Genomic DNA, 20,875 nt, shown 5'->3' with positions numbered 1-20,875 from the left:
TGTAGGCAAGATCGTCCGAACGGACAAGGAATAACAAGCTATCCCGATTGGCAGGTTTCGGTCGCGTGTTCAACGGCCAAAACCTGCCAACACTCTTTCAGACAAGATGATCATTCCCCATTCACTATGACCGGAATGTGCTGAATAGGCGCTTTCGAGGCTCCAGCGATAATCCGGCTCGTCACTTCATACCTTCTGGGGACCCAGAAGTGGAACGCTGTGTGGATCGGCTCAATATACAGAATATGAACCATCGGCTTCTCTTCGATGTTTACCAACAACAACTGACTTTTGGACGGAGTATTCAGTTGGTCGGTGTACCCGAACATGGTAAACATCCCATTGGTTTTGCCCTGCACGGTTGCATACAGCCGCATTGGGTGCTGGCCAGTTGTGTCAAGCACGAAGCTGTAATCACCCGGAGGCAAAACGGCACTTCCCATTTGCACCTGCATCGGAAGGCTGAACTTGCCTGTAACGTCTTCAGCCCGCGCTGCACTGACAGAGAGTAGAACAACTGCTGCTGCAAACAGCAGAGAGCGGAGCGACCTGTTCAGATTGGTAATCATCACGGACCTCCTTAATGGTCGCCATTTACAGACGTTGACACGATCCACCCTTTGGTAAAGGGATATCAATTCGCAGGCTCTACTTTTCGCATATGCAACCTGTCTCCAAAAAGTCTCCAGAGCAAAGTTTCATGATGGAACTGAGCGTCTCAATAAGTTGAGCCGGAGTGATCAACAGGGGTTAGACTCTTGCCGAACGGATGTGTGAGATGCAGCAGCATCAGCATTCTCGCAATTTGGTGCGATTCGGATTGTTCTCACTCGATCCCACAACAGGGGAACTGCACGATTCCGAATCGACGGTCAGGCTACAGCCCCAACCACTTAAGCTCCTCCTGACAATGCTCGAAAATCCTGGGGAATTGATTACACGTGACGAGCTAAAGAGCGAGCTAATGTCCGATGCTCCGTATAGTGATGCAGACCATGCGATCAATCTCGCAATGACGAAGCTCAGAGGCGCACTGCGAGATTCCGCTGAGGAGCCGAAATACATCGAAACTTTGCCGAAGCGAGGATACCGATTCATTGCTCCGGTTGAGAATGTTTCGCGGGATGATAATGCAATATCAGGCTCCAATGCGACTTCTGCGGAACAAGAGCCTGATGCGCCAAACGACAATAGTACGGAAATCGAAGCCGCCCCGGCTCCGCCCAGTTCTTCGACTGAGCTTCATGCACGGACTGCTGGATGGGTTCTGCTCGCAGCATCTCTGATTGCTCTGGTCCTTTTCGAAATGCGTTCGATGAAGTTCGCCGCAAGAGATTCGGTCTTAATCGCGGAGTTTGCGAACACTACAGGAGATTCAGCCTTTGACCAAACCTTGCGACAAGGTCTCTCGGCGCACCTTCAACAGTCATTCAAAGTGATCTCCGATCAGCGCATAGCTCATGAGTTGTCGTTGATGACTTACCCACAGAATGCAAGGCTCTCAAGCGAAGTGGCAAGGGATCTGTGTCAGCGCACAGGAAGCGCTGCGATGATCGAGGGCGCCATCTCCGCGATGGGTAGCCAATACGTACTGCATCTGAGAGCAGCGAATTGCCGCACGGGCGATCTTTTGGCCGATGTGCAGACGACAGCTAGCAGCAAGGAACAAGTGTTGTCATCACTAGGCAAGGCAGCTCGAAGGCTACGACAGGAATTGGGCAAGTCGCTGCCTGCTGTTGAGAAACATCAATCTCCTGCCGAGGATCTGACAACGTCGTCCATGGACGCGCTGCAGGCATATAAGCTGGCCATAGAGGCGACGAACTCTCATGAGGATGGAGCTACGTCTCTGACTCTGTTTCGGCGTGCCATAACGCTGGACCCGAACTTCGCAATGGCCCATGCCCAACTGGGTGTTGAGTATACAAGCCTCGGCGAAACGGAGCGCGCAGCAGAGAGCATTCGCAAAGCGTACGAACTGCGCGATCGAACCAGTGGTCCCGAAAAGTTCTTCATCGAAGCTCAGTACGCAGCTACTGTCACGGGAAATCTGGAAGCAGCTCGGACCGCATACGCTTCATGGGCGCGCATGTATCCAAGCGACACTGTTGCAGTGCTCGGGTTGGCAGATATCTATCTCGAAACTGGGCGGCAGGACGAGGCTCTCAGTTTGTTTCAGAAAGCCATTCAGCTCAATCCGCACGATGGCGCGGGCAAAGCAAAACTCGCGGCGGCTCTCGTCGAGGCAGGACACTTTGACGAGGCGAGATCTGTGGCACAGCAAGCGCTGCTGAAGCATGGAGACCTTCCCGCGATTCACCTCGTTCTCTATCGGATCAGCTTTCTTGGGGGAGATAGACAAGGGGCGGAGAGGGAATTGGCCGAGCTGCGCAAGGTGTCCTCACTCAGCAGCGTCGTGCTCGCACTCGAAGCGGAGTCGGCAGCGTACGCTGGACAGTTTGCGAAACAGCGGGTACTCACGCGACAGGCGGCAGACACTGCACTCCTCGCAGACGAAGCTGAACCCGCCGCCACGTATCACGCTGCGGCTGCGATTCGCGAAGCACTCGTTGGTAATGGCCGCGAAGCCAGAGCGCAAGCAAGCACGGCTCTCACCTACTCCAGAGCGAGATATGTGCAATCAAGTTCCTCCATCGCCTTTGCAATCTCCGGAGATGTGACTCAGTCAAAACAGTTGGCCGACGACTTAGCCACTCGTTTCCCGGAAGACACCCTAATTCACCTCAGCGTCCTGCCCGCGGTCCGCGGTGTAACCTGGATGCATACTGGTAATTTCGTGCGTGCCGTCGAGGAACTTGCTCCGGCCGAGAGCAACGGGTTCGCAAGCGCTCGTGCAAATGTGAACTGCTGCAGTACGTACCTGCGCGCACAAGCCTACCTCGCGAGCAATCAACCGAGTACCGCTGCTGCCGAGTTTCAGAATACCCAAGTTCATTGTGCGAGGTGGGGAAATTCGCTCAGCGTGCCTTTATCGCAACTGGGGCAGGGAAGAGCGTATGCGTTGACCGGCGATGGAAGCAAAGCAAAGGTCGCATATGAGGAATTCTTCAGAGCGTGGAAAGACGCGGACCCAGACATACCTTTGCTAAAGGAAGCAAAAGCCGAGTACGCCAAACTGCATTAGTCGACATTTGGCACAAAAAGAAACACCTCCTGAAGGAGGTGTTTCTCTGAAACGTTGTCGCGAGTTACTCGCCCGAGCGCTTCCAGTCGAGCAGTTCGCCGATCGTCGAGGTGCCCGGCGAAGACTGCGGATGCTTGTAGGCTTCCACGTCGGCGCGAGTTGCTTCCTCGCCTACCGCACGGATGCTCAGACCCACCTTCTTCTCTTCGGGGTTCATCTTGATGATCTTGAACTCGAACTCCTGGCCAGGCTCCATTGCAATCTGCTGACCGTTGGCGTCCACTGCCTCGGAGTTGTGGCACAGGCCTTCCACTCCGTCTGCGAGTTCGACAAAGGCTCCGAAGCTTGCAAGGCGAAGCACCTTGCCCTTTAGCACATCGCTCACGCGATGCTGTTCGAAGAAGCTCTCCCAAACATCGGGCTGGAGCTGCTTGATGCCGAGCGATAGGCGGCGATTCTCCGGCTCGATTGCCAGAACGATAGCCTTTACCTTGTCACCCTTCTTCAGAACTTCCGAAGGATGCTTTACACGCTTGGTCCAGCTCAGGTTGCTCACGTGAACCAGTCCATCGATGCCGTCTTCGATCTCGATGAAGGCACCGAAGTCGGTCAGGTTGCGAACCTTGCCTTCCACGGTGGAGCCGACCGGGAACTTCTCGTGCAGGCTCTCCCACGGATTGGACTCAAGCTGCTTCAGGCCGAGCGAAATGCGGCGTTCCTGCGGGTTCACGTTCAGGACGACGGCTTCCACCTGGTCGCCCACGTTCACCAGCTTCGAGGGATGCTTCATGCGCTTCGACCAAGTCATCTCGCTGACGTGGACGAGGCCTTCGATGCCCTGCTCGAGCTCAATGAACGCGCCGTAATCGGTGACGCTGATGACGCGGCCATGAACGCGTGCGCCGATCGGGTAACGCTCGGCGGCGTCAAGCCACGGGTCAGGCGTCAACTGCTTGAAGCCCAGCGATACGCGCTGCTTATCGCGATCGAACTTCAGAACTTTTACCTGGATCTGGTCGCCAACGTTGACTAGGTCGCGCGGATGCGTCAAACGGCCCCAGCTCATATCGGTGATATGCAGCAGGCCGTCGATTCCGCCCAAATCCACAAAGGCGCCGTAATCGGTCAGGTTCTTCACCGTGCCGGTCAGCACCGCACCCTCTTCCAGGTGCTCCATCGTGACGTCGCGCTTGGCAGAGATCTCTTCGTCGAGGATCTGCTTGCGGCTCACCACGATGTTGCCGCGCTTCTTGTTCACCTTGATAACGCGAACTTCAAGCTCCTGACCCTTCAGTGCGTCCAGATTGCGTACCGGGCGGATATCGACCTGGGAACCGGGCAAGAAGGCACGAGCGCCGAGAATGTCAACGGTCAGACCGCCCTTGATGCGGTCAATCACGCGAGCTTTGACGGAAGCTTTTTCGTTATGAGCTTTTTCGATCTCGTCCCATGCGTGTAGGCGCTGCGCCTTCAGATACGAGAGATTGACGTATCCCTCTTCTGTGTGGCCCTTTTCGACCATTACGTCGATGGCATCGCCAGGTTGGAACTTGACATTTCCTTCGTGATCCTTGGCTTCCTCTAGAGGCACAACGCCTTCGGACTTGAGGCCAATGTCTACGACAAGGTAGTTGTTGTTGATGCTAACCACCGTGCCTTTGAGGACGCGGTCTTCGTTAGCGGCGAGTTCGGCTTGCTCTTGCTCGAACGACTCGAGTGCTGTTGCGAAATCTTCCGTCATGTTTTCGTTTTTTGTGTTGCGGGAGCCGCCCTCGGCAGGCTTCTCCAGCACCGTTTTTGAGATGGGGCTTTGTTGCTCGGCTGGCTGGTTGTCCGTTGGCAAACCGGTGTCCTGAGGATGCTCGTAATTTATAGAATCGTCGCGGATATCGTCGAAAGCCATTAAGTTCGCGTCTGCGTCGGTGTGCGGGTAAGCACTCCCGATGCTTCTGGAAATACGGACTGCTGGTGTGCATTCTTGATTGGAATGGAACCTGTTTGCACAGGCTTTAAACTAACCAGCGGCCGGGACTCCCTGTAGTAGATTGCCCGGAACAGGGAGACTGTTCTGACTATAGCAATGGCCAAGATTGGAGTCAAACGCAGGGGCCGCGATATCGCAAAGTTTTAATCAAGATTTTCAGAGTTGGTCATGGAAATGCTACCTAGCTCCACGCCCGCCATCTAGGGGCATTCTGCCTGAGCAAACCTCGAGGCAAATGCGAAAGCCGCAGGCGTGCCCGCGGCTGGCAAAAGCTCAGAAGGGTTTCTACTTTGCGTCCTGCCCGAAAACGATGGCGCCCTTCATGGCCGCGACTTGAATCTGCACCACTTTTGAGTCAGATCCGGTTACGACTGCCACTGGGGCGCAGAAGTTCTCGGACTCTGCGAACTGCGCGTCAGTAGAAACCACGGTGCACCCTCCGCGAAGCAAGGCAAACTTCACCGCAGTCCCTTGGCGCACGGCCGATATTTTGTATTCACCTGCAGGAACCTGCACACCAGCAATCGAATTCACGTACCCTACTCTGGAACAAATCTAAGCATTGCTCCGTAAGTTGACCCTGGAGGATTTCTGTCTCATGCACCTGTCACGGATTCGCGCAGTCGCCTCTTGCGTTTTTGCATTTCTGGCGGTAACCGTCGCTGATGCGCAAACCTCAAAGCCGAAGTCTCTCGACGTGCTCAACCCGAAGCCGCAAGCCGAAGTCCTCATTCTGGGCACGTATCACATGAGCAATCCCGGGCGCGACCTCCACAACATGCAGGTGGACGACGTGCGCTCTCCCAAACGTCAGGCCGAACTTCAGGAGTTGGCCGCTGTGCTCGCACGCTTCAAGCCCACAAAGATTGCGCTTGAATGGAATGCCGAAGATCAGGAAAAGGTCGACAAATTTTATCGCGAGTACCTCGACGGCAAGCGCGAGCTGAGTACGAATGAGACGCAACAAGTCGGCTTCCGATTGGGCAAGCAGGTCGGCCTCAAGAAAATGTACGCCATCGACGTTCAGGGTGAGTTCCCGTTCGGTGCCATTCAGAACTGGGCAAAGGCGAACGGTCGGGAGGAAGAACTCGGTGCGCTACTGAAACAGAGCGGCGAGCTCGTGAATGAAAGTAACGAATTCCTAAAGACCCACACTGTTTTCGAAATGCTCCGCCGGATGAATTCAGACGACGCCGTTCGAGACGGCGCCGGATGGTACGCGCTGTCGGCTCACTTCAGCGACGATGCCCACCCTGCGGGTGCCGAATTGCTGACGCAGTGGTACCGCCGCAATACGCGCATTCACAACAACCTGCTCAGCATCATCGAACCTGGCGACCGTGTGCTCGTCATCTACGGTGCAGGCCATCTCACACTGCTGCGTCGCTTTGTGCAGGATGACCCCACACTCAAACTGCGCACACTCGAAGAAATCGTGAAAGCGGAAAAAGAGTAGAGAACACTTCGAACGTTTGCACATCGGAATTCCGCGCTACTTTGGTACCCTGCTTCATATGGACCACATCTTCACACCTTGGCGCTATTCCTACATCACCACGGCTGATCGCGCTCCCTCCTGCATATTTTGTGACCGCGCTCCCGGGCGCAACGTAAACTGCGAGAAAGACGAAGAGAACCTTGTCATCTATCGCGGCGAACACTGCTTCATACTCGCCAATGCATTTCCTTACACTTCGGGCCACGTGATGATCGTGCCGTACGCGCACATCGATCAGCTCGACAAGCTCGAAGCTCCCGCAGCGATGGAAATGATCTCCCTCGCTCAGCGCGTCGAAACTGCTTTGCGCGAGCTCTATCACCCCGATGGCGTTAACCTGGGAATGAACATTGGCAAAGCCGCCGGCGCCGGAGTCGCAGGCCACATTCACATGCACGTTTTGCCGCGCTGGGTGGCCGATGCCAACTTCATGTCGGTCGTTGGTGAAACCCGCGTGCTGCCGGAATCATTGGAAATCACTGCGCGACGGATGAGGGAAGTATTGTCGCGTTAGAGTTGCGGTGGATGCGCTAGGTCGCGTCCACCGGTTCATACGTTAACTTCCGAGTGCGCTTCTTCGCAATGGAGCGACACGCAACGTATTTTCCCGGCGACACCTCGCCCATGCGCAGCCGCGCGCATTCAGCAAGTTCTTCGAGCGAGTTAGTTTTGAACTCCTTCGCCGCTCGCAAAATGATCTGCGCCGCAACCATCGCATCTTCACCTGCATGATGATGGCGAAATACGATGCCGAACCTGTCTGCCAGTGCCGCGAGGGAATGGCTATCCATCTCCGGCCACGTCCTCCGCGCCAGCGAACAACTGCACAGAAACGGCATCCTTACCGACCAGATCTCGTAATGCGCTAGAACCGCTTGCAGCACTGGCATGTCGAAACCAGAGTTGTGAGCCACCAGCGCGCGGTCGCCAATCTCGCGCTCAACTTCGGGCCATAGCTCGTCGAATTGCGGCGCATCGGCCACCATCTCTGGCGTGATGCCATGAACATCGATACCAGCCGGACTGAAGTACAGCGACGGAGGCCTGATCAGCCATTCACGCCGAAATACAATGCTGCCATCCTCGACTACGGCAAGCCCCAGCGCGCACGCACTGACGCGCGCACCGTTGGCGGTTTCGAAATCGAGGGCTGCAAATCTCATGTAGCTATTCTCTTGCGCCGTCCATCACTGTGCCCCATTGGGCATCACTATCCTCGTAGTAGCCGCGAAGCGATGACAGTCGCTGTACTCGGCCACATACCTAAGGTATCGCGGATTTCTGTCATCACTCAGTCGCGATTCGATAACTTTTGGCAGCCAGAAGGCGGTGTCGCCAAGTTTCACCGGAGTATAGTCAACGGCCCATGTCCATGTTCCGTGTTGATGGGTGCCAGGATGAAGAAGCCGTCTCTCAATGCGTGTTACATGCATTGTATCCAGATCGATCCATGCGTGAGTCGTCGAATTGGGACTCGCGTGACGGCAGAGTTCATCCTGGTTGTCGTTGCGCGAAGATTTGATCTCCAGCGACCTCTCTTTCGAGTTTTCAATGCTGACTTGATAACACTTCAAATCCTGCGAGGTTGGCAGAAAGCTGAGCGCACCGTCAAAAGCTCCGGCGAACATGATCGGTCCGGTCAGTTTCTGAGACTTCGCTGGCTTTCCATCAGTTCTGAGAATGGTGCGCACTTCCGAAGATTCGATCTTTCCGGCGGTGCGTCTGAATTCGATAATTGATTCGAACTGGATTGTCTCTTTTACCTTCGCGTTTGACACAGACTGCGACGTAATACGCTCGCTACAGATAAGGCTCGGAAGGTCGCTTTTATACTCAGCCGCATTCCTCGAGAGCTGAGTGAGAACTTGCTCGACAGATTGAACGGACTGTGCCAGACAGTCCGCCCATCCGCCAAGCAGAGAAAAGACAAATACAAGAACCGCAACGAAAGTGAAACAGCGATTTCGAGTCATAACCGCAAGCTTCCTTTCTGTCTGGTCGCAGACCTATCAATCCTTGAGCATCTCCATCAATTCAGCCTCACTAATCACCTTTACTTCGAGCGCCTGAGCCTTGTCGAGCTTTGATCCAGCGTCCTCTCCCGCAACGACGTAATTTGTCTTTTTGCTAACCGAGCCGCTGACTTTGCCTCCCGCGTCTTCGATCATCTTCTTCGCGTCATCGCGAGAATACGTTGGCAGCGTTCCGGTAAGGACAAATGTCATACCATTCAGCTTCGTGCCGCGCACCTTGCGCTCGCCCGTGAAAGTCAATCCCGCTGCACGCAGTCGTTCGAGCAGCTTGTGGTTCTTCTCTTCGTCGAAGAACTCCCGAATGCTGGCCGCTATGCGCGGTCCGACCTCAGTTACTTCGAGCAGTTCTTCTTCGCTCGCTTCCATCAGTCGATCCATCAAGCCAAAGTGCCCCGCCAGAAACTCTGCCGTGCGCTCGCCGACCATGCGAATTCCCAGTCCGAAGATCACGCGCTCCAGGGGGAGCTTCTTCGACTCTTCGATCTCTCGCAGTACGTTGTCGGCGCTCTTCTTGCCCATGCGCTCTAATTGCAGCAAGTCTGCCTGCGTGAGCGAATAGAGGTCGGCGATGTCGTGCACCATCCCGCGGGAAAGCAGTTGATCCACCAGTGCGTCGCCCATGCCTTCAATGTTCATCACGTGACGCGAAGCAAAGTGCAGCAATGATTCGCGAAGCTTGGCTGGGCAATTCGCGTTCACGCAGTATGTATTCGCTTCGCCCTCTGTACGCACCACGTGGCCGCCGCATTCGGGGCAAGTCGCAGGCATGTGGAACTCGCGTGTGTCTGCCGGACGCTTGTGTTCGCCCTCGTCTACCACGCGCGTCACCTTGGGAATGACGTCACCGCCGCGCTCCACCATCACCCAGTCGCCGATCCGGACACCGAGGCGTTGGACTTCATCTTCGTTGTGCAACGTCGCGCGCGATACAGTCGTGCCGCCAATTGGGACAGGCTTCAGGGCAGCTACCGGGGTGAGTTTGCCCGTGCGCCCTACCTGGATCAGAATGTCTTCCACCTGTGTCACTCCGGCGCGAGCCGCGAACTTGTAAGCGATTGCCCATCGCGGAGCTTTGCCTGTAAATCCAAGTCGTCCCCACAGGGGAATCGCGTTGACCTTCACCACTACGCCATCAATCTCGTAGGGAAGCGTGTCGCGAGCCTCTTCGGTCGCACTCACAAATTTCCAAATCTCTTCAAACGAACGCGCCACCGTGCGATGCGGATTCACCTTGAAGCCTGCAGCCATTAGCGAATCGAGAGCCTCGCCCTGCGTGTCACACACCATTCGCCCATCCTTCAGCAGAAAGTACGAATAGAAATCGAGCTTGCGCTGCGCTGTGATATTCGGCTCCAGCACGCGAACCGCGCCCGCCGCAGCATTGCGCGGATTGGCAAACAGCGATAGCCCTGTTTCCTCGCGCTGCTCATTCATTGCCACAAAAGATTTCGTGGGCATCAGCACTTCGCCCCGCACTTCAAATGGAGCCTTCAGTCCCGCCTTGTTCATCTGCTCGTGGCTCACCGCCAGCGGGATCGAGCGAATCGTCCTCAGATTCGCAGTGACGTCCTCGCCCACCGCTCCATCGCCTCGCGTGATGCCCCGAACAAAGCGCGCTCCGTGATCTCCGTTCGCTTCGTAATGCAGCGCCATCGAAAGCCCGTCCAGCTTGTACTCGCACTCGTATTCCAGATCGCGACTACCCGCCAGTTCAGTCACACGTCGTGTCCAATCGCGCAACTCGTCTTCGTTGTAGGCGTTGTCAAGCGAGAGCATCTGCACCGAATGCGGCACCTTTACGAATCCCTCTCGCGGCTTTCCGCCCACCCGCTGCGTAGGCGAGTCGGGCGTTACGAGTTCGGGGTGTTCGCGCTCAATCTTCTTGAGTTCGTTGACGAGTTTGTCGAACTCGGCATCCGTGATCTCGGGTGCGTCCAGGACAAAGTAGGCGTGTTCGTGATGGCGGATCTGATCGCGTAGTTCTTCGGCGCGCTCGGCGGGCGAAAGGTGCGTAGTCATACAGTGGGAGATTATAGGGCTATGCACGATTCGCTTGAAATGCCATAGCTGCTTCGCTCCGGTTTAGTGCCCAGGCGAGAACCGGGGCCGCAGGAAAGGTGCAAGCGTCTTCAGCGGAATCGTAACTTTCTGTGGACCCGCCGCACCAGCCGCAACCTGATACATAGGAAAGTGCAATGTAAGCGCGCCACTGTCTAACTCAAACACCCTGAAGTTGCTCTCAAGAGGCGCTGCACCCTGCGTATTCAGCGCCTCTCCGAGCGTTTGTTTGAGAGAGGCGATGCAGAGCTCTGAGACACGTTTCAGGTACGGCGATTCGGGACGGAAGAGGGCGGAGAACGTAAGTACTTTTCTCGTGCGGACGTCATAATTGATGCTTGCCATCGTGCCCCATGGGTGGGCTGCGCCCGGCGTGTACTCATCGAAATCAAAAACAACGCTGACGATTCCCGAACGGGCATTCATGAGTGTGTAGTGCCCTTTTAGGTATCCGTCGTAATCAGGAAGGCCTTTGGGGAGTGGTTCGCCCATCGCGCGCTTAAAGTTTTCCACCTTTGGAGTGACGGCTTGGTGCACAGCTTTGTTAAATTGATCCGCTCCTTCAATGTGCGGATAAGAGATGGCAATCGAGTATCGCGGGCCACTTTCGCGAAGCTCAAGTTGCTGGGGGTGTAAGTTCGTCGCCGCAGAAACCTCAGGCACTGACATGGCGGTCCCGCTGAGACAACCTGAGATAAAAGAGACGGCAAATGCAAGCGCCATGTTCTTAATCGGCCATTTCCTTCGATCACGATCAGCACTCATCGGCCTCTCCTTCTATGTGCTCTTCGTATTCGCTGGAGAATAGCTCCGGGCACCTTCTTATCAACCGAAAATCCGCTGGTGCCTAGCTTCAGACTCCCGTTTTGGATTAAATCCCTTCCCGATCGAAACCCGCATCTTGATACAATCGATTTATTAACTTTTAGCGTAGGATTGCCGCCGTCATCGGGGCTCATCACAGCCCGCGTGCCCAAGCCAGCGCAGAAGCAGATTGAGTGAACGCACTGAAACATTTCTTCGCTGCCTATAAAAAGTGGATCATGGCCGTGCTCGCCCCTTTGGGTGGCATCTGGGCTGTCCTCATCATTGCCTTTCTGGATGCTGCGGCGTTCGGCATTCCCCTTGATCCCATCGTGGCCTATTACGTCCATGTAGATCCACGTCGAGCGCTCATCTACGCCCTCGTAGGCTCGGTTGGATCCGCCATTGGCAGCACAGTCCCTTATCTCATCGGGTACAAAGGTGGCGAAGCTCTTATCGTCCGCCGCGTGGGAGAGAGCAAGTACGCGCGTGTACGCGCCGCGTCGGACAAGTATGGAGACCTTGCCCTGATCGTTCCGGCGATGATGCCGCCCGGCTTCCCATTCAAGCTTTTTGTCTTCGGGGCCGGAGTGGCCGAAATGCCGTACCCGCATTTCCTGCTTGCGGTCTTCACCGGACGCCTCACGAGATTCCTGCTGCTCTCGGCGCTTACCATCAAGTTTGGCCCTGAGATCATCGAGCTTATGACCTCGCTGTTCAAGCAGCATCGCTCGCTCACTTTGACGGTCATTCTCGGCGTCATCGCGGCCATTTGGCTCATCATGCGTTTGGCAAAATCGCGGCGGCCTTCTGAAACGGAAACAACAATCAGTGTCGCCTAATCAGCAAGTCGCAATTCGAATCATTGGCGCGGGTCTGGCGGGCCCTGAAGCGGCGTGGCAGTGTGCTCGCCGTGGCCTCCGCGTCGACCTATACGAGATGCGCCCCACGCGCAAGACTCCGGCGCACGAAACCGATCTGCTGGCCGAGCTTGTCTGCTCCAATTCGCTCAAGAGCGACAGCGAAAACACAGCACCCTGGCTGCTGAAGCAGGAAATGCGCCACGCCAACTCGCTGCTGATGGATATGGCCCGCGCCACCGCCGTTCCCGCCGGACACGCGCTCGCCGTCGATCGCCTTGAGTTCAGCCGCATGGTCACGGAAGCCATTTCGGCCCAGCCGCTCATCCGCCTCATTCGCGAGGAACTCACTTCGCTCGCCGATTACGATGGCATCACGATCATTGCCACGGGACCGCTGACCTCTGATGCCTTGGCCGCCGAAATTCAGCAGCTCTCGGGCACCGAGCGGCTGTTCTTCTACGATTCGATTTCTCCCATCGTCGACGCTGATTCCATCGACCAATCGAAGGTCTACATGGCGGCGCGTTACGACAAGGGAACTGCCGACTACATCAACTGTCCCATGACTCGCGAGGAGTATGAGGCTTTCATCGCCGCACTCGCTGAGGGGCAGCGCGTCGATGGTCACGATTGGGACAAGGCACAGTATTTCGAAGGCTGTCTGCCGATCGAAGAAATTGCCCGTCGCGGTCCTGACACTCTGCGGTTCGGTCCCATGAAGCCCGTTGGCCTGCGCGATCCCAGGACTGGCAAAACTCCCTACGCGGTCGTGCAATTGCGGCAGGAAAACCTTCGCGCCGACTCCTACAATCTCGTCGGCTTCCAGAACCACCTCAAGTTCGGCGAGCAGGCTCGTGTCCTGCGCATGATCCCCGGCCTTGAGAACGCAAAGTTCCTGCGCTACGGCCAGATTCATCGCAATACCTACATCAACGCGCCTTCGCTGCTCACTCCGACGCTGCAAATGAAGCAGCACCCGAGCATAGTTTTCGCCGGACAAATCTCGGGCGTCGAAGGCTACGTCGAATCTATCGCCACCGGCCTCCTAGCGGGAATCACCGCCGCGTCGCTCGCAACCGGCGTTGAGCCGATTCCTGCGCCCCGCGCATCGGCTCACGGATCGCTAGTGAACTACATCTGCGGAGCCGATCCCAAGGATTTCCAGCCAGCGAACATCACCTTCGACCTTCTTGAGCAGCTCGACGACGCCACCAAGAAGAAAGTTCGGGACAAAAAGATCCGACACCAGATGGTTTGCGAGCGCGCAATGGCCGCGTTCTCGGCCTGGGTGAACCGAGTTTCAGAAATTCTTCCCGCCCGCTGAACTTTTCGCCCTTTTCCAGCGTATCTACTCTTGCGCGAGCTAGCTCGCAGCAATCTTTGCGGCTCATCGGCCGGAGTAGGTTATGTCGCTGCGCGACCTGTTTGTCGACGTCTTCACGACGCTGTGGTCCAACAAACTTCGGACCTTCCTCACCATGTTCGGCATCGCCTGGGGCATCGTCTCCATTGTGCTCATGGTCGCCGCCGGGGAAGGCATGCGCGTCGGCCAACTCAAGCAGCAGCAGACGTTCGCGCGCGACCTCATGATCGTGTTCGCCGGACGCACCAGCATGCAGGCCGGCGGCGCTCGTGCCGGCCGTGCCATTCGCTTCGAAGACTCCGACGCACAGTACGTCGCCGAGCAGTCGCCCTCCTGCAAATACGTTCTTCCCGAACTCAGCAACGAAGCCTCCGTCCGCAGCAACTACAACAGCGCGCATCCCACCGTCGCCGGATCGTTTCCGCCCTTTGCCGAGATTCGCGCCGTCGATGTCGCGCAAGGCAACTTCTACACCTGGCAGGACATTCGCGAAGGACGGCGTGTCGCCTTTCTCGGCAGCGAGATCAACAAGCAGCTTTTCCCCGAAGGGGGCTCCATCGGCCAGAACATTTACATCAAAGGCGTCCCTTACGTCGTCATCGGTGTCATGCGCGACAAGAAGCAGAATTCCAGCTACGACGGCTGGGATGTGAACAAGGTGTTCGTTCCGTTTCCAGTGCTTCAGCAAGATCTTCCCAACAAGCCTCCGCAAACCGCGCACAGCGTCGATCGCCTCCTCATCCAGCCTCAGAGCACCGCCGAGCACGAGAACTGCAAGCATCAGCTCACGCTCGCGCTCGCACACCTGCACAACTTCGATCCCGAAGATAAGGAAGCCATCTCCAACTGGGACACCCTCGAGGAAGCCGCTGCCTTCGCCACCATGACCGATGGCATGAAGTACTTTCTCGGAGCCGTTGGCGTCACCACGCTTTTCCTTGGAGGCATTGGTGTCATGAACGTGATGTTGGTTGCCGTCCGCGAGCGCACCCGCGAAATCGGCGTTCGCAAAGCGCTCGGCGCGCCCGCACACAGCATCATGCGGCAGTTTTTCCTTGAGACCATGATTGTCGTTTTCTTCAGCGGAGGCATCGGCCTCGGCATCGCCTACGGCCTTTGCGCCTTTGTCGATAGCTTCCCCATGCCGCCGTTCTTCGCCGGACTTCTCCCGACGTGGCAATCGGGAACGCTCGCCATTGTTCTGCTCGGCACGGTCGCGTTCTGCGCTGCGCTCTATCCAGCGCGCCAGGCCGCCCGCATTGAGCCCATAGAAGCCCTGCGCTTCGAGGCCGGAGGCTAATCATGGGATTGCTTCATGACATATTCAGCGAAGCCATGGCCGCGCTGCTCAAAAACCGCACCCGCTCGCTGCTCACTATGCTCGGAATCATCTGGGGCATTGCCTCGGTCACGTTGCTCATCGCCTATGGCTCAAGCTTCCGCTCCGTGCTTGTGACGGCCTTTGATTCTTTCGGCAAGACCGCCGTCATCGCCTGGGCACAGCAGACCAGCCAGCAAGCCGGAGGCCAGCGCGCCGGAAAACAGGTTCGCTTCGAGCAGGAGGACCTCGACTACATCAAGGCCACCTCGCCCGCCATCAAAACCATCTGCCGCGAGAGCAACAAGTGGCTGCCCATCCAGTACAACGAGCAGTACGTCAACGCCGCCGTCCGCGGAGTCTGCGCCGAGTACGGAGACATGCGCAACGAGGTCCCGTCCGCTGGCCGCTGGCTCACGCCCATGGATATCGTTGAGCGTCGCCGCGTCATCTTCCTCGGCGACAAAATCAAGCATCAGCTCTTTGGCAGCCGCAATGCCATTGGAGAAACCGTGCTCGTGCGCGGCATGCGTTTTGAAGTCGTCGGCGTGATGGATAAGAAGATTCAGCTCTCGAACTACTTCACCAGCGACGACAAGTCCACCTGGATTCCGTTCTCGACGGCCGGCGATCTCTACGACACCAAGAACGCTCCGGTATTCATCTTCGCCCCCGTGAAGCCCTCGATGGAGTCTGTTGCCAAGAAGCAGTTCGTCGCCGGACTCGCCGCCCGCCAGGGTTTCTCGCCCACCGACGAAAAAGCCGTCCTCATGTTTGGTCGCGACGAAACGCGTCCCATCATCGACGGCATCACCATCGGCCTCCAGGCATTGTTGCTCTTCATCGGAACGCTCACTCTCGGCATCGGCGGCGTTGGAGTGATGAACATCATGCTAGTCTCCGTCGATGAACGCATTCGTGAAATCGGATTACGTCGCGCCCTCGGTGCTCGCCGCCGCTATATCAAGCTGCAGCTTTTTGCCGAAACCTTCGTCCTCATGTTTCTCGGCGGAGCCGCCGGAATCCTGCTTGCCTGGCTCATGACCAAGGCCGTTGGCACGCTCCCGCTGCTCGGCCCGCTCTACAAAGACACCTCAGGCCGCGCCGACATCCACATGCAGATCTCAGCTGCTACGGTATTGGGTTCCACTGCTGTTCTGTTTGTCGTCGGACTCATCAGCGGCATGGCACCCGCCATGAAAGCCTCTCGCCTCGATCCCGTGGAGGCACTGCGTTACGAGTAGAGATAGCTGGAACAAGTGGTGGTTGTGAGGTGTCTTAGGATATGGAGGACAGCAATGCGCCGTGGCGTTGTCGCAACCACAGTACTTCTTGTGCTCAGTTGCAGCTTGCAGTCTCAACCCAAGAATTCGGTGCTACTCCCATCCAGCGAAGCTGGGGAAATCTCAAGACAGTGCTCTCGGTTAGGTCCGGAGAATGTGCAGGGCACCTGGAATCCAACGAGTACCCAGCTACAACAGCTAGAAACAGACTTGCGAAAGATTCCATCCCTGCCACGTCGAGGGGGCGGCAAAGTAGGCGACCTCATCAAAAATCCGTACGAGTACTATCGTCAATATCTAGCCATTACGGTGGGGACCCGTAAGCTGATCTATATAAACGCGTACTGCGGACCTGTAACGAAATCTTGGACAACCAAGTTTTGGGAGGTGTGCGATGGAGGTTCGTGTGCATGGGGTGCGCTTTACGATCCCGAAACACGCATCATTTCTGATTTCGTGATGAATGGACGTGCCTAGCGAGTGACTGACAATCGGCTCGCCAAAGCAGGCGGGGATCGTGTTATGCACTTCCTTACATTAGAGGCGTCGCCCTTGTAGATACCCAACCACCAGTTGCGCGGTCAAGGTCACGCCTGCGGCAAAAAGCAATGCGCCCAGAAGTGGATCTCGCAATAGAAATCCAATTCCGAGCGCAATCAGAAACGCCGCAAGAAACAAAGCTCCCCATGCCAGTCTGTTCATGCGCCGAACTATACCCCTGAGCGCACCTCCCGACTAGCATCGAACTCCTCTTACCTGCTTTTCTTGGATGCCTTCTCCGGTTTCGGAACAAACTCTCTGCGCTTCCTCGCCCGCACCTTGATCCACACCGGCGTCCCCTCAAACCCAAACACGTCGCGAATCTGGTTCTCCAAAAATCGCTGATATGAGAAGTGCAGCTTCACGTCCTTATCCGTAAACAGAATGAACGTTGGCGGAGCCACTGCCGCCTGGGTCATGTAATAGATCTTCACCTTGTTGCGTGCTGGCACCGATGCGCGCTCGAAATCGACCGTCTTCAGGAAGCGGTTCATCTCGCCCGTGGTGATTCTGCGCCAACGTTCGCGCGCTACTCGCTCCACGGTTTCAAAAACGCGCTTCACGTTCTTGCCATTCATTGCGCTGATAAAGATCACCGGAGCATATTCCAGGAACTTCAGCGTGCGCCGCAGTTGCTCTTCGTAAAGACGACTATCCGCCGCAGGCTTCCCATCCTTGCGTGCCGTGGTGACTAGGTCCCACTTGTTCACCACGATCACCACCGAACGCCCCGACTCGTGCGCATAGCCTGCGATGTTCGCATCCAGCGCCGAAACGCCTTCCACGGCATCAATCACCAGCAGAGCAACGTCTGCCTCTTCCAGATGCTTGCGCGCCATCACCACGCTCAGCTTCTCCGCCATCAGGTGCGTCTTGCCCTTGCGTCGGATTCCGGCTGTATCAATGAAGCGGTAGCGCTTTTCTCCGTGCTCCACCACCTCATCGATTGCATCGCGCGTCGTTCCTGCGATCGATGACACAATCGCCCGATCGCTTTCCGTCAGTTGATTCAGCAGCGTGCTTTTGCCCACGTTCGGACGCCCGATAATTGCCACCTTCATCTCCGATGGCATTGCCTCGAGCAGTTGATCTTCCAACGCGTCCTCATCCGCTGGCTCAAACGCATCGGAGGCTTCTTCCTCTTCGTCAGCCACGTCCTCAATATCCCCGTCGATATCTTTTACGGGCAATATCCGGCGTGCGAAATTGTTCAGCCGCTTCTCGTCTTCGGTTTCGGGGATCGTCGGAATCACCTGCATCAGCTCTTCGATCAGCTCTGCCACTCCCGTCGAGTGCTCGGCCGAGATGGCCCACAGGTTCTTGATCCCGAGCCGCCGAAAGTTCTCCGCCTCTGCCTCAAACTTCGGATCATCCACTTTGTTTACGGCGAGGTACAAAGGCTTTCCGAGCTTTTGCAGCAATCGTGCCAGTTCCATGTCCGGTCCGGTGAGTTCGGTTCTCACGTCCGTGACCATCACAATCGCCGATGCCTCTTCCAGCGCCACGCGCGCCTGCCGGAAGATTTCTGCCGGAATCAGGTCCTTGTCTTCGGGCACGATTCCGCCCGTATCCACCACGCGAAACTGTTTTCCATTCCACCGCACGGTGCCGTAGAGGCGATCGCGTGTAATACCCGGTTCGTCGCCCACGATGGCACGGCGGCGTCCCACCATCTTGTTGAAGAGCGTTGATTTGCCCACGTTGGGCCGTCCCACGATCGCCAGCAGGCCCTCGTGCTGGTCTTGCAGAATATTCGCCACTATATTGTCCTGAATTTCAAAGTTACCCGGATTCCGGAGCCGGCCACCGGCAGTTTGGCCCTGAGTCATCACGACGCCCCGGTTCTTCGCCGTCATTGCTGCCGTACCGTCTATTATAGGGGCAGTGCCCGAGCGTACCCAATCCGTTACTGCGCCCTCGTCATCTCCCACGCCCAGCGCCAAGCCGCAGGTTGAGCTCTCGCGTCTTTCGCTTTACCAGTTCTTCGGCCCCGGAGGTGTGCTTTCACAGCGCCATCCAGCGTACGAATTTCGTCGCGGGCAGCTCTCGATGGCGACCGCCGTCGAAGAGGCACTTGAACAAAAGCGCCATTTGATCGTTGAAGCCGGAACTGGCACCGGCAAGACCCTCGCGTATCTCTTGCCGATCATAAAGAGCGGCAAGCGCGTCATCGTCTCTACCGGAACAAAGAACCTGCAGGAACAGCTCTTTTTTAAGGACGTACCGTTCCTCGAGCGCGCACTCTTTGGCGAATCAAAAGAAGGCGAGCCGCAGCTCAAGGTCTGCTACATGAAGGGGCGCCAGAATTATCTCTGCCGCAAGAAGCTCTACGAACTCACCGACGCACCCATCCTCAATGGCCTTGAAGAGGTAAACGAGTTTCGCACCATTCTCGACTGGGACAAGGAGACTACGACTGGCGACCGCGCCGAGCTTTCGTCTCTCCCCGAGAGCAGCCAGCTCTGGGGCAAGCTCAACGCCAGCGCCGATCACTGTATCGGCAGCAAGTGTTCTGAGTTCGAACGATGCTTCATCACCGAGATGCGCCGCAAGGCTGCTGAGAGCGACATCGTCATTGTCAACCACCATCTCTTCTTCGCCGATCTCTCAGTGAAGCTGGCTGCCGAGCGCGCTCCGGATGTCGGCATTCTGCCCACGGCCGCCTGTGTCGTTTTCGACGAAGCGCACGAACTCGAAGATGTAGCCACGAGCTATTTCGGCATCTCGGTTTCAAATCTCAAGGTTGACGACCTTCTTCGCGATCTCGAATTCACCATCAAGGACAAGAAGATCGTTTCCACCGATCTTCTGCAGCTCTCGTCACGAGTGCGCGAACGCTCGCAGTTCTTCTTCTCTTTGTTGCCTGAGGGTGATGGTCGTTTTGCGTTCACCAATCGTGAAGAGTTCCTCGAAGAGTGCGGCTCGGAGTTCCTCGGCCTCAAAAATGTCCTACGCCAGCTTCATTCCGAGTTGCAGGCCATCCCCAACAAGCCCGACGAAGTGTTCAACCTCGTCCGCCGCACCGACGAATTGCACGCACAGCTCTCTTTCCTGATGGAAAGCCACGACAAGAACACTGTTTACTGGATTGAGCGCCGTGGTGGTCGTCAGGGCTCGGGCGGACGACAACGCGGCGCAACTCGCGATAGCAGCAGGTTCACCAAGGTCGAAAACGTCTTTCTCCAGGCCACGCCAATAGATGTTTCGGCCATCTTGCGTCAGTCACTGTTCGACCGCTTCGACTCCATCGTGCTTACCTCTGCCACGCTGGCTGTCGCCGGGGGCTTCGATTACATAAAGGGGCGACTCGGGCTGGAAAACGCGCGCGAACTCATCGTCGATTCGCATTTTGATTACGAATCACAGGCCATCTTCTACGTCCCGCCCGACATGCCCGACCCGCGTGATGCGAACTTTACGGCCAAGGCGACCATGCGCATCCGGCAGGTGCTCGAAATCACTCGCGGCCGCGCTTTCTGCCTCTTCACCAGCTTCGCGCAAATGCAGCAGGTCCACGACGCGCTGCTCGGCCAACTCGATTACCCAATGTTGTTGCAGGGATCCGCACCCAAGACCGCGCTCATCGAGCAGTTCCGTGCTACGCCTAACGCAGTGCTGTTCGCGACTTCCTCGTTCTGGCAGGGAGTCGATGTGCAGGGCGAGCAGCTAAGCTGCGTCGTCATCGACAAAATCCCGTTCGCCGTTCCCAGTGACCCGATCGTGCAGGCGCGCTGCCGAGCCATCGACGATGATGGAGGCAACAGCTTCTTCGACTACTCCGTCCCCGCGGCGGTCATCACGTTGAAGCAGGGTTTTGGACGCCTTATCCGCTCATTAAGCGATCGCGGCTTGCTCGTGCTACTCGACAATCGCATTCTCAAGATGCGCTATGGCAAAGTCTTCGTCGAAAGCCTTCCGGCCTACACACGCACCACAGACATCCGCAAAGTCGAAGAGTTCTTCGGCTGCAGCCACGAGGACTAGGT

General features: G+C 56.7%; 18 protein-coding genes. 9 read left to right on the top strand and 9 right to left on the bottom strand.

The genetic code is table 11. The features are described 5' to 3' along the window. Positions 1–110 precede the first annotated feature (110 nt). Positions 111–569: a hypothetical protein gene (locus AC6IZD_RS17295; RefSeq protein WP_497784776.1), complete on the bottom strand. Its 459-nt coding sequence runs from the start codon at positions 567–569 to the stop codon at positions 111–113. A 200-nt stretch (positions 570–769) separates the two neighbouring features. Here AC6IZD_RS17295 and AC6IZD_RS17290 point away from each other — a divergent pair, with 200 nt between their 5' ends. Continuing rightward, on the top strand, positions 770–3,145 hold the full coding sequence (locus tag AC6IZD_RS17290) for a tetratricopeptide repeat protein (RefSeq protein ID WP_497784775.1): 2,376 nt from the start codon (positions 770–772) through the stop codon (positions 3,143–3,145). 64 nt (positions 3,146–3,209) lie between these two features. Here AC6IZD_RS17290 and AC6IZD_RS17285 read toward each other — a convergent pair whose 3' ends face one another. Further along, complete coding sequence (locus tag AC6IZD_RS17285; protein WP_497784774.1) at positions 3,210–5,048, bottom strand: 30S ribosomal protein S1; 1,839 nt, start codon at positions 5,046–5,048, stop codon at positions 3,210–3,212. A 366-nt stretch (positions 5,049–5,414) separates the two neighbouring features. Then, positions 5,415–5,663 (bottom strand): hypothetical protein, encoded by a 249-nt coding sequence (locus AC6IZD_RS17280; RefSeq protein ID WP_497784772.1) that lies wholly within the window; start codon positions 5,661–5,663, stop codon positions 5,415–5,417. A gap of 64 nt (positions 5,664–5,727) precedes the next feature. On the opposite strand from AC6IZD_RS17280, the gene AC6IZD_RS17275 reads away from it, so the two are divergent. Beyond that, a complete protein-coding gene (locus tag AC6IZD_RS17275; protein ID WP_497784771.1) occupies positions 5,728–6,585 on the top strand; it encodes a DUF5694 domain-containing protein in 858 nt (285 codons plus the stop codon). A gap of 16 nt (positions 6,586–6,601) precedes the next feature. Further along, on the top strand, positions 6,602–7,141 hold the full coding sequence (locus AC6IZD_RS17270) for an HIT family protein (RefSeq protein WP_497784769.1): 540 nt from the start codon (positions 6,602–6,604) through the stop codon (positions 7,139–7,141). Between the two features lie 16 nt (positions 7,142–7,157). On the opposite strand, the gene AC6IZD_RS17265 is transcribed toward AC6IZD_RS17270, so the two are convergent. From AC6IZD_RS17265 to AC6IZD_RS17250, 4 genes are all read right to left on the bottom strand, one after another. After that, positions 7,158–7,790, bottom strand: coding sequence for a 3'-5' exonuclease (locus tag AC6IZD_RS17265; RefSeq protein ID WP_497784767.1), 633 nt, complete (start codon positions 7,788–7,790; stop codon positions 7,158–7,160). A 24-nt stretch (positions 7,791–7,814) separates the two neighbouring features. Next, entirely contained in the window at positions 7,815–8,600 is a 786-nt protein-coding gene (locus AC6IZD_RS17260; protein WP_497784765.1) for a hypothetical protein, read from the bottom strand. Positions 8,601–8,636: 36 nt separating this feature from the next. Then, positions 8,637–10,679, bottom strand: coding sequence for an NAD-dependent DNA ligase LigA (gene ligA, locus AC6IZD_RS17255; protein ID WP_497784763.1), 2,043 nt, complete (start codon positions 10,677–10,679; stop codon positions 8,637–8,639). Positions 10,680–10,742: 63 nt separating this feature from the next. Then, the gene (locus AC6IZD_RS17250) at positions 10,743–11,483 is read right to left on the bottom strand and encodes a DUF3298 and DUF4163 domain-containing protein (RefSeq protein ID WP_497784761.1); all 741 of its coding nucleotides are present in this window, start codon (positions 11,481–11,483) and stop codon (positions 10,743–10,745) included. 233 nt (positions 11,484–11,716) lie between these two features. On the opposite strand from AC6IZD_RS17250, the gene AC6IZD_RS17245 reads away from it, so the two are divergent. The 5 genes from AC6IZD_RS17245 (at position 11,717) to AC6IZD_RS17225 (ending at position 16,826) form a co-directional block, all read left to right on the top strand. Continuing rightward, positions 11,717–12,364, top strand: a complete 648-nt coding sequence (locus AC6IZD_RS17245; RefSeq protein ID WP_497784760.1) for a YqaA family protein — start codon at positions 11,717–11,719, stop codon at positions 12,362–12,364. Continuing rightward, positions 12,354–13,709, top strand: a complete 1,356-nt coding sequence (gene trmFO, locus AC6IZD_RS17240; protein WP_497784758.1) for a methylenetetrahydrofolate--tRNA-(uracil(54)-C(5))-methyltransferase (FADH(2)-oxidizing) TrmFO — start codon at positions 12,354–12,356, stop codon at positions 13,707–13,709. The genes AC6IZD_RS17245 and trmFO overlap by 11 nt, the downstream gene beginning before the upstream one ends. Positions 13,710–13,791: 82 nt before the next feature. Further along, on the top strand, positions 13,792–15,048 hold the full coding sequence (locus tag AC6IZD_RS17235; protein ID WP_497784757.1) for an ABC transporter permease: 1,257 nt from the start codon (positions 13,792–13,794) through the stop codon (positions 15,046–15,048). Between the two features lie 2 nt (positions 15,049–15,050). Further along, positions 15,051–16,310 (top strand): ABC transporter permease, encoded by a 1,260-nt coding sequence (locus AC6IZD_RS17230; protein ID WP_497784755.1) that lies wholly within the window; start codon positions 15,051–15,053, stop codon positions 16,308–16,310. A gap of 249 nt (positions 16,311–16,559) precedes the next feature. Continuing rightward, positions 16,560–16,826 (top strand): hypothetical protein, encoded by a 267-nt coding sequence (locus AC6IZD_RS17225; RefSeq protein ID WP_497784753.1) that lies wholly within the window; start codon positions 16,560–16,562, stop codon positions 16,824–16,826. A gap of 60 nt (positions 16,827–16,886) precedes the next feature. On the opposite strand, the gene AC6IZD_RS17220 is transcribed toward AC6IZD_RS17225, so the two are convergent. Both AC6IZD_RS17220 and der read right to left on the bottom strand, forming a co-directional pair. Beyond that, positions 16,887–17,051: a hypothetical protein gene (locus tag AC6IZD_RS17220; RefSeq protein WP_497784752.1), complete on the bottom strand. Its 165-nt coding sequence runs from the start codon at positions 17,049–17,051 to the stop codon at positions 16,887–16,889. Positions 17,052–17,101: 50 nt separating this feature from the next. Beyond that, a complete protein-coding gene (gene der, locus AC6IZD_RS17215; RefSeq protein WP_497784750.1) occupies positions 17,102–18,649 on the bottom strand; it encodes a ribosome biogenesis GTPase Der in 1,548 nt (515 codons plus the stop codon). Between the two features lie 124 nt (positions 18,650–18,773). Here der and yoaA point away from each other — a divergent pair, with 124 nt between their 5' ends. Next, positions 18,774–20,873 (top strand): DNA repair helicase YoaA, encoded by a 2,100-nt coding sequence (yoaA, locus tag AC6IZD_RS17210; protein ID WP_497784748.1) that lies wholly within the window; start codon positions 18,774–18,776, stop codon positions 20,871–20,873. The last annotated feature ends 2 nt before the right edge of the window (positions 20,874–20,875 follow it).

The organism is Koromonas humicola, assembly GCF_059726255.1.
The sequence above is the reverse complement of the archived record's forward strand: the minus strand, read 5'-3'. Positions and strand labels throughout refer to the sequence as shown.

Coding starts and splice junctions, on each gene's coding strand:
- AC6IZD_RS17295 (WP_497784776.1), bottom strand. CDS start 569: ATGATTACCAATCTGAACAGGTCGCTCCGCTCTCTGCTGTTTGCAGCA.
- AC6IZD_RS17290 (WP_497784775.1), top strand. CDS start 770: ATGTGTGAGATGCAGCAGCATCAGCATTCTCGCAATTTGGTGCGATTC.
- AC6IZD_RS17285 (WP_497784774.1), bottom strand. CDS start 5,048: ATGGCTTTCGACGATATCCGCGACGATTCTATAAATTACGAGCATCCT.
- AC6IZD_RS17275 (WP_497784771.1), top strand. CDS start 5,728: ATGCACCTGTCACGGATTCGCGCAGTCGCCTCTTGCGTTTTTGCATTT.
- AC6IZD_RS17265 (WP_497784767.1), bottom strand. CDS start 7,790: ATGAGATTTGCAGCCCTCGATTTCGAAACCGCCAACGGTGCGCGCGTC.
- AC6IZD_RS17260 (WP_497784765.1), bottom strand. CDS start 8,600: ATGACTCGAAATCGCTGTTTCACTTTCGTTGCGGTTCTTGTATTTGTC.
- ligA (WP_497784763.1), bottom strand. CDS start 10,679: ATGACTACGCACCTTTCGCCCGCCGAGCGCGCCGAAGAACTACGCGAT.
- AC6IZD_RS17250 (WP_497784761.1), bottom strand. CDS start 11,483: ATGAGTGCTGATCGTGATCGAAGGAAATGGCCGATTAAGAACATGGCG.
- AC6IZD_RS17235 (WP_497784757.1), top strand. CDS start 13,792: ATGTCGCTGCGCGACCTGTTTGTCGACGTCTTCACGACGCTGTGGTCC.
- AC6IZD_RS17230 (WP_497784755.1), top strand. CDS start 15,051: ATGGGATTGCTTCATGACATATTCAGCGAAGCCATGGCCGCGCTGCTC.
- AC6IZD_RS17220 (WP_497784752.1), bottom strand. CDS start 17,051: ATGAACAGACTGGCATGGGGAGCTTTGTTTCTTGCGGCGTTTCTGATT.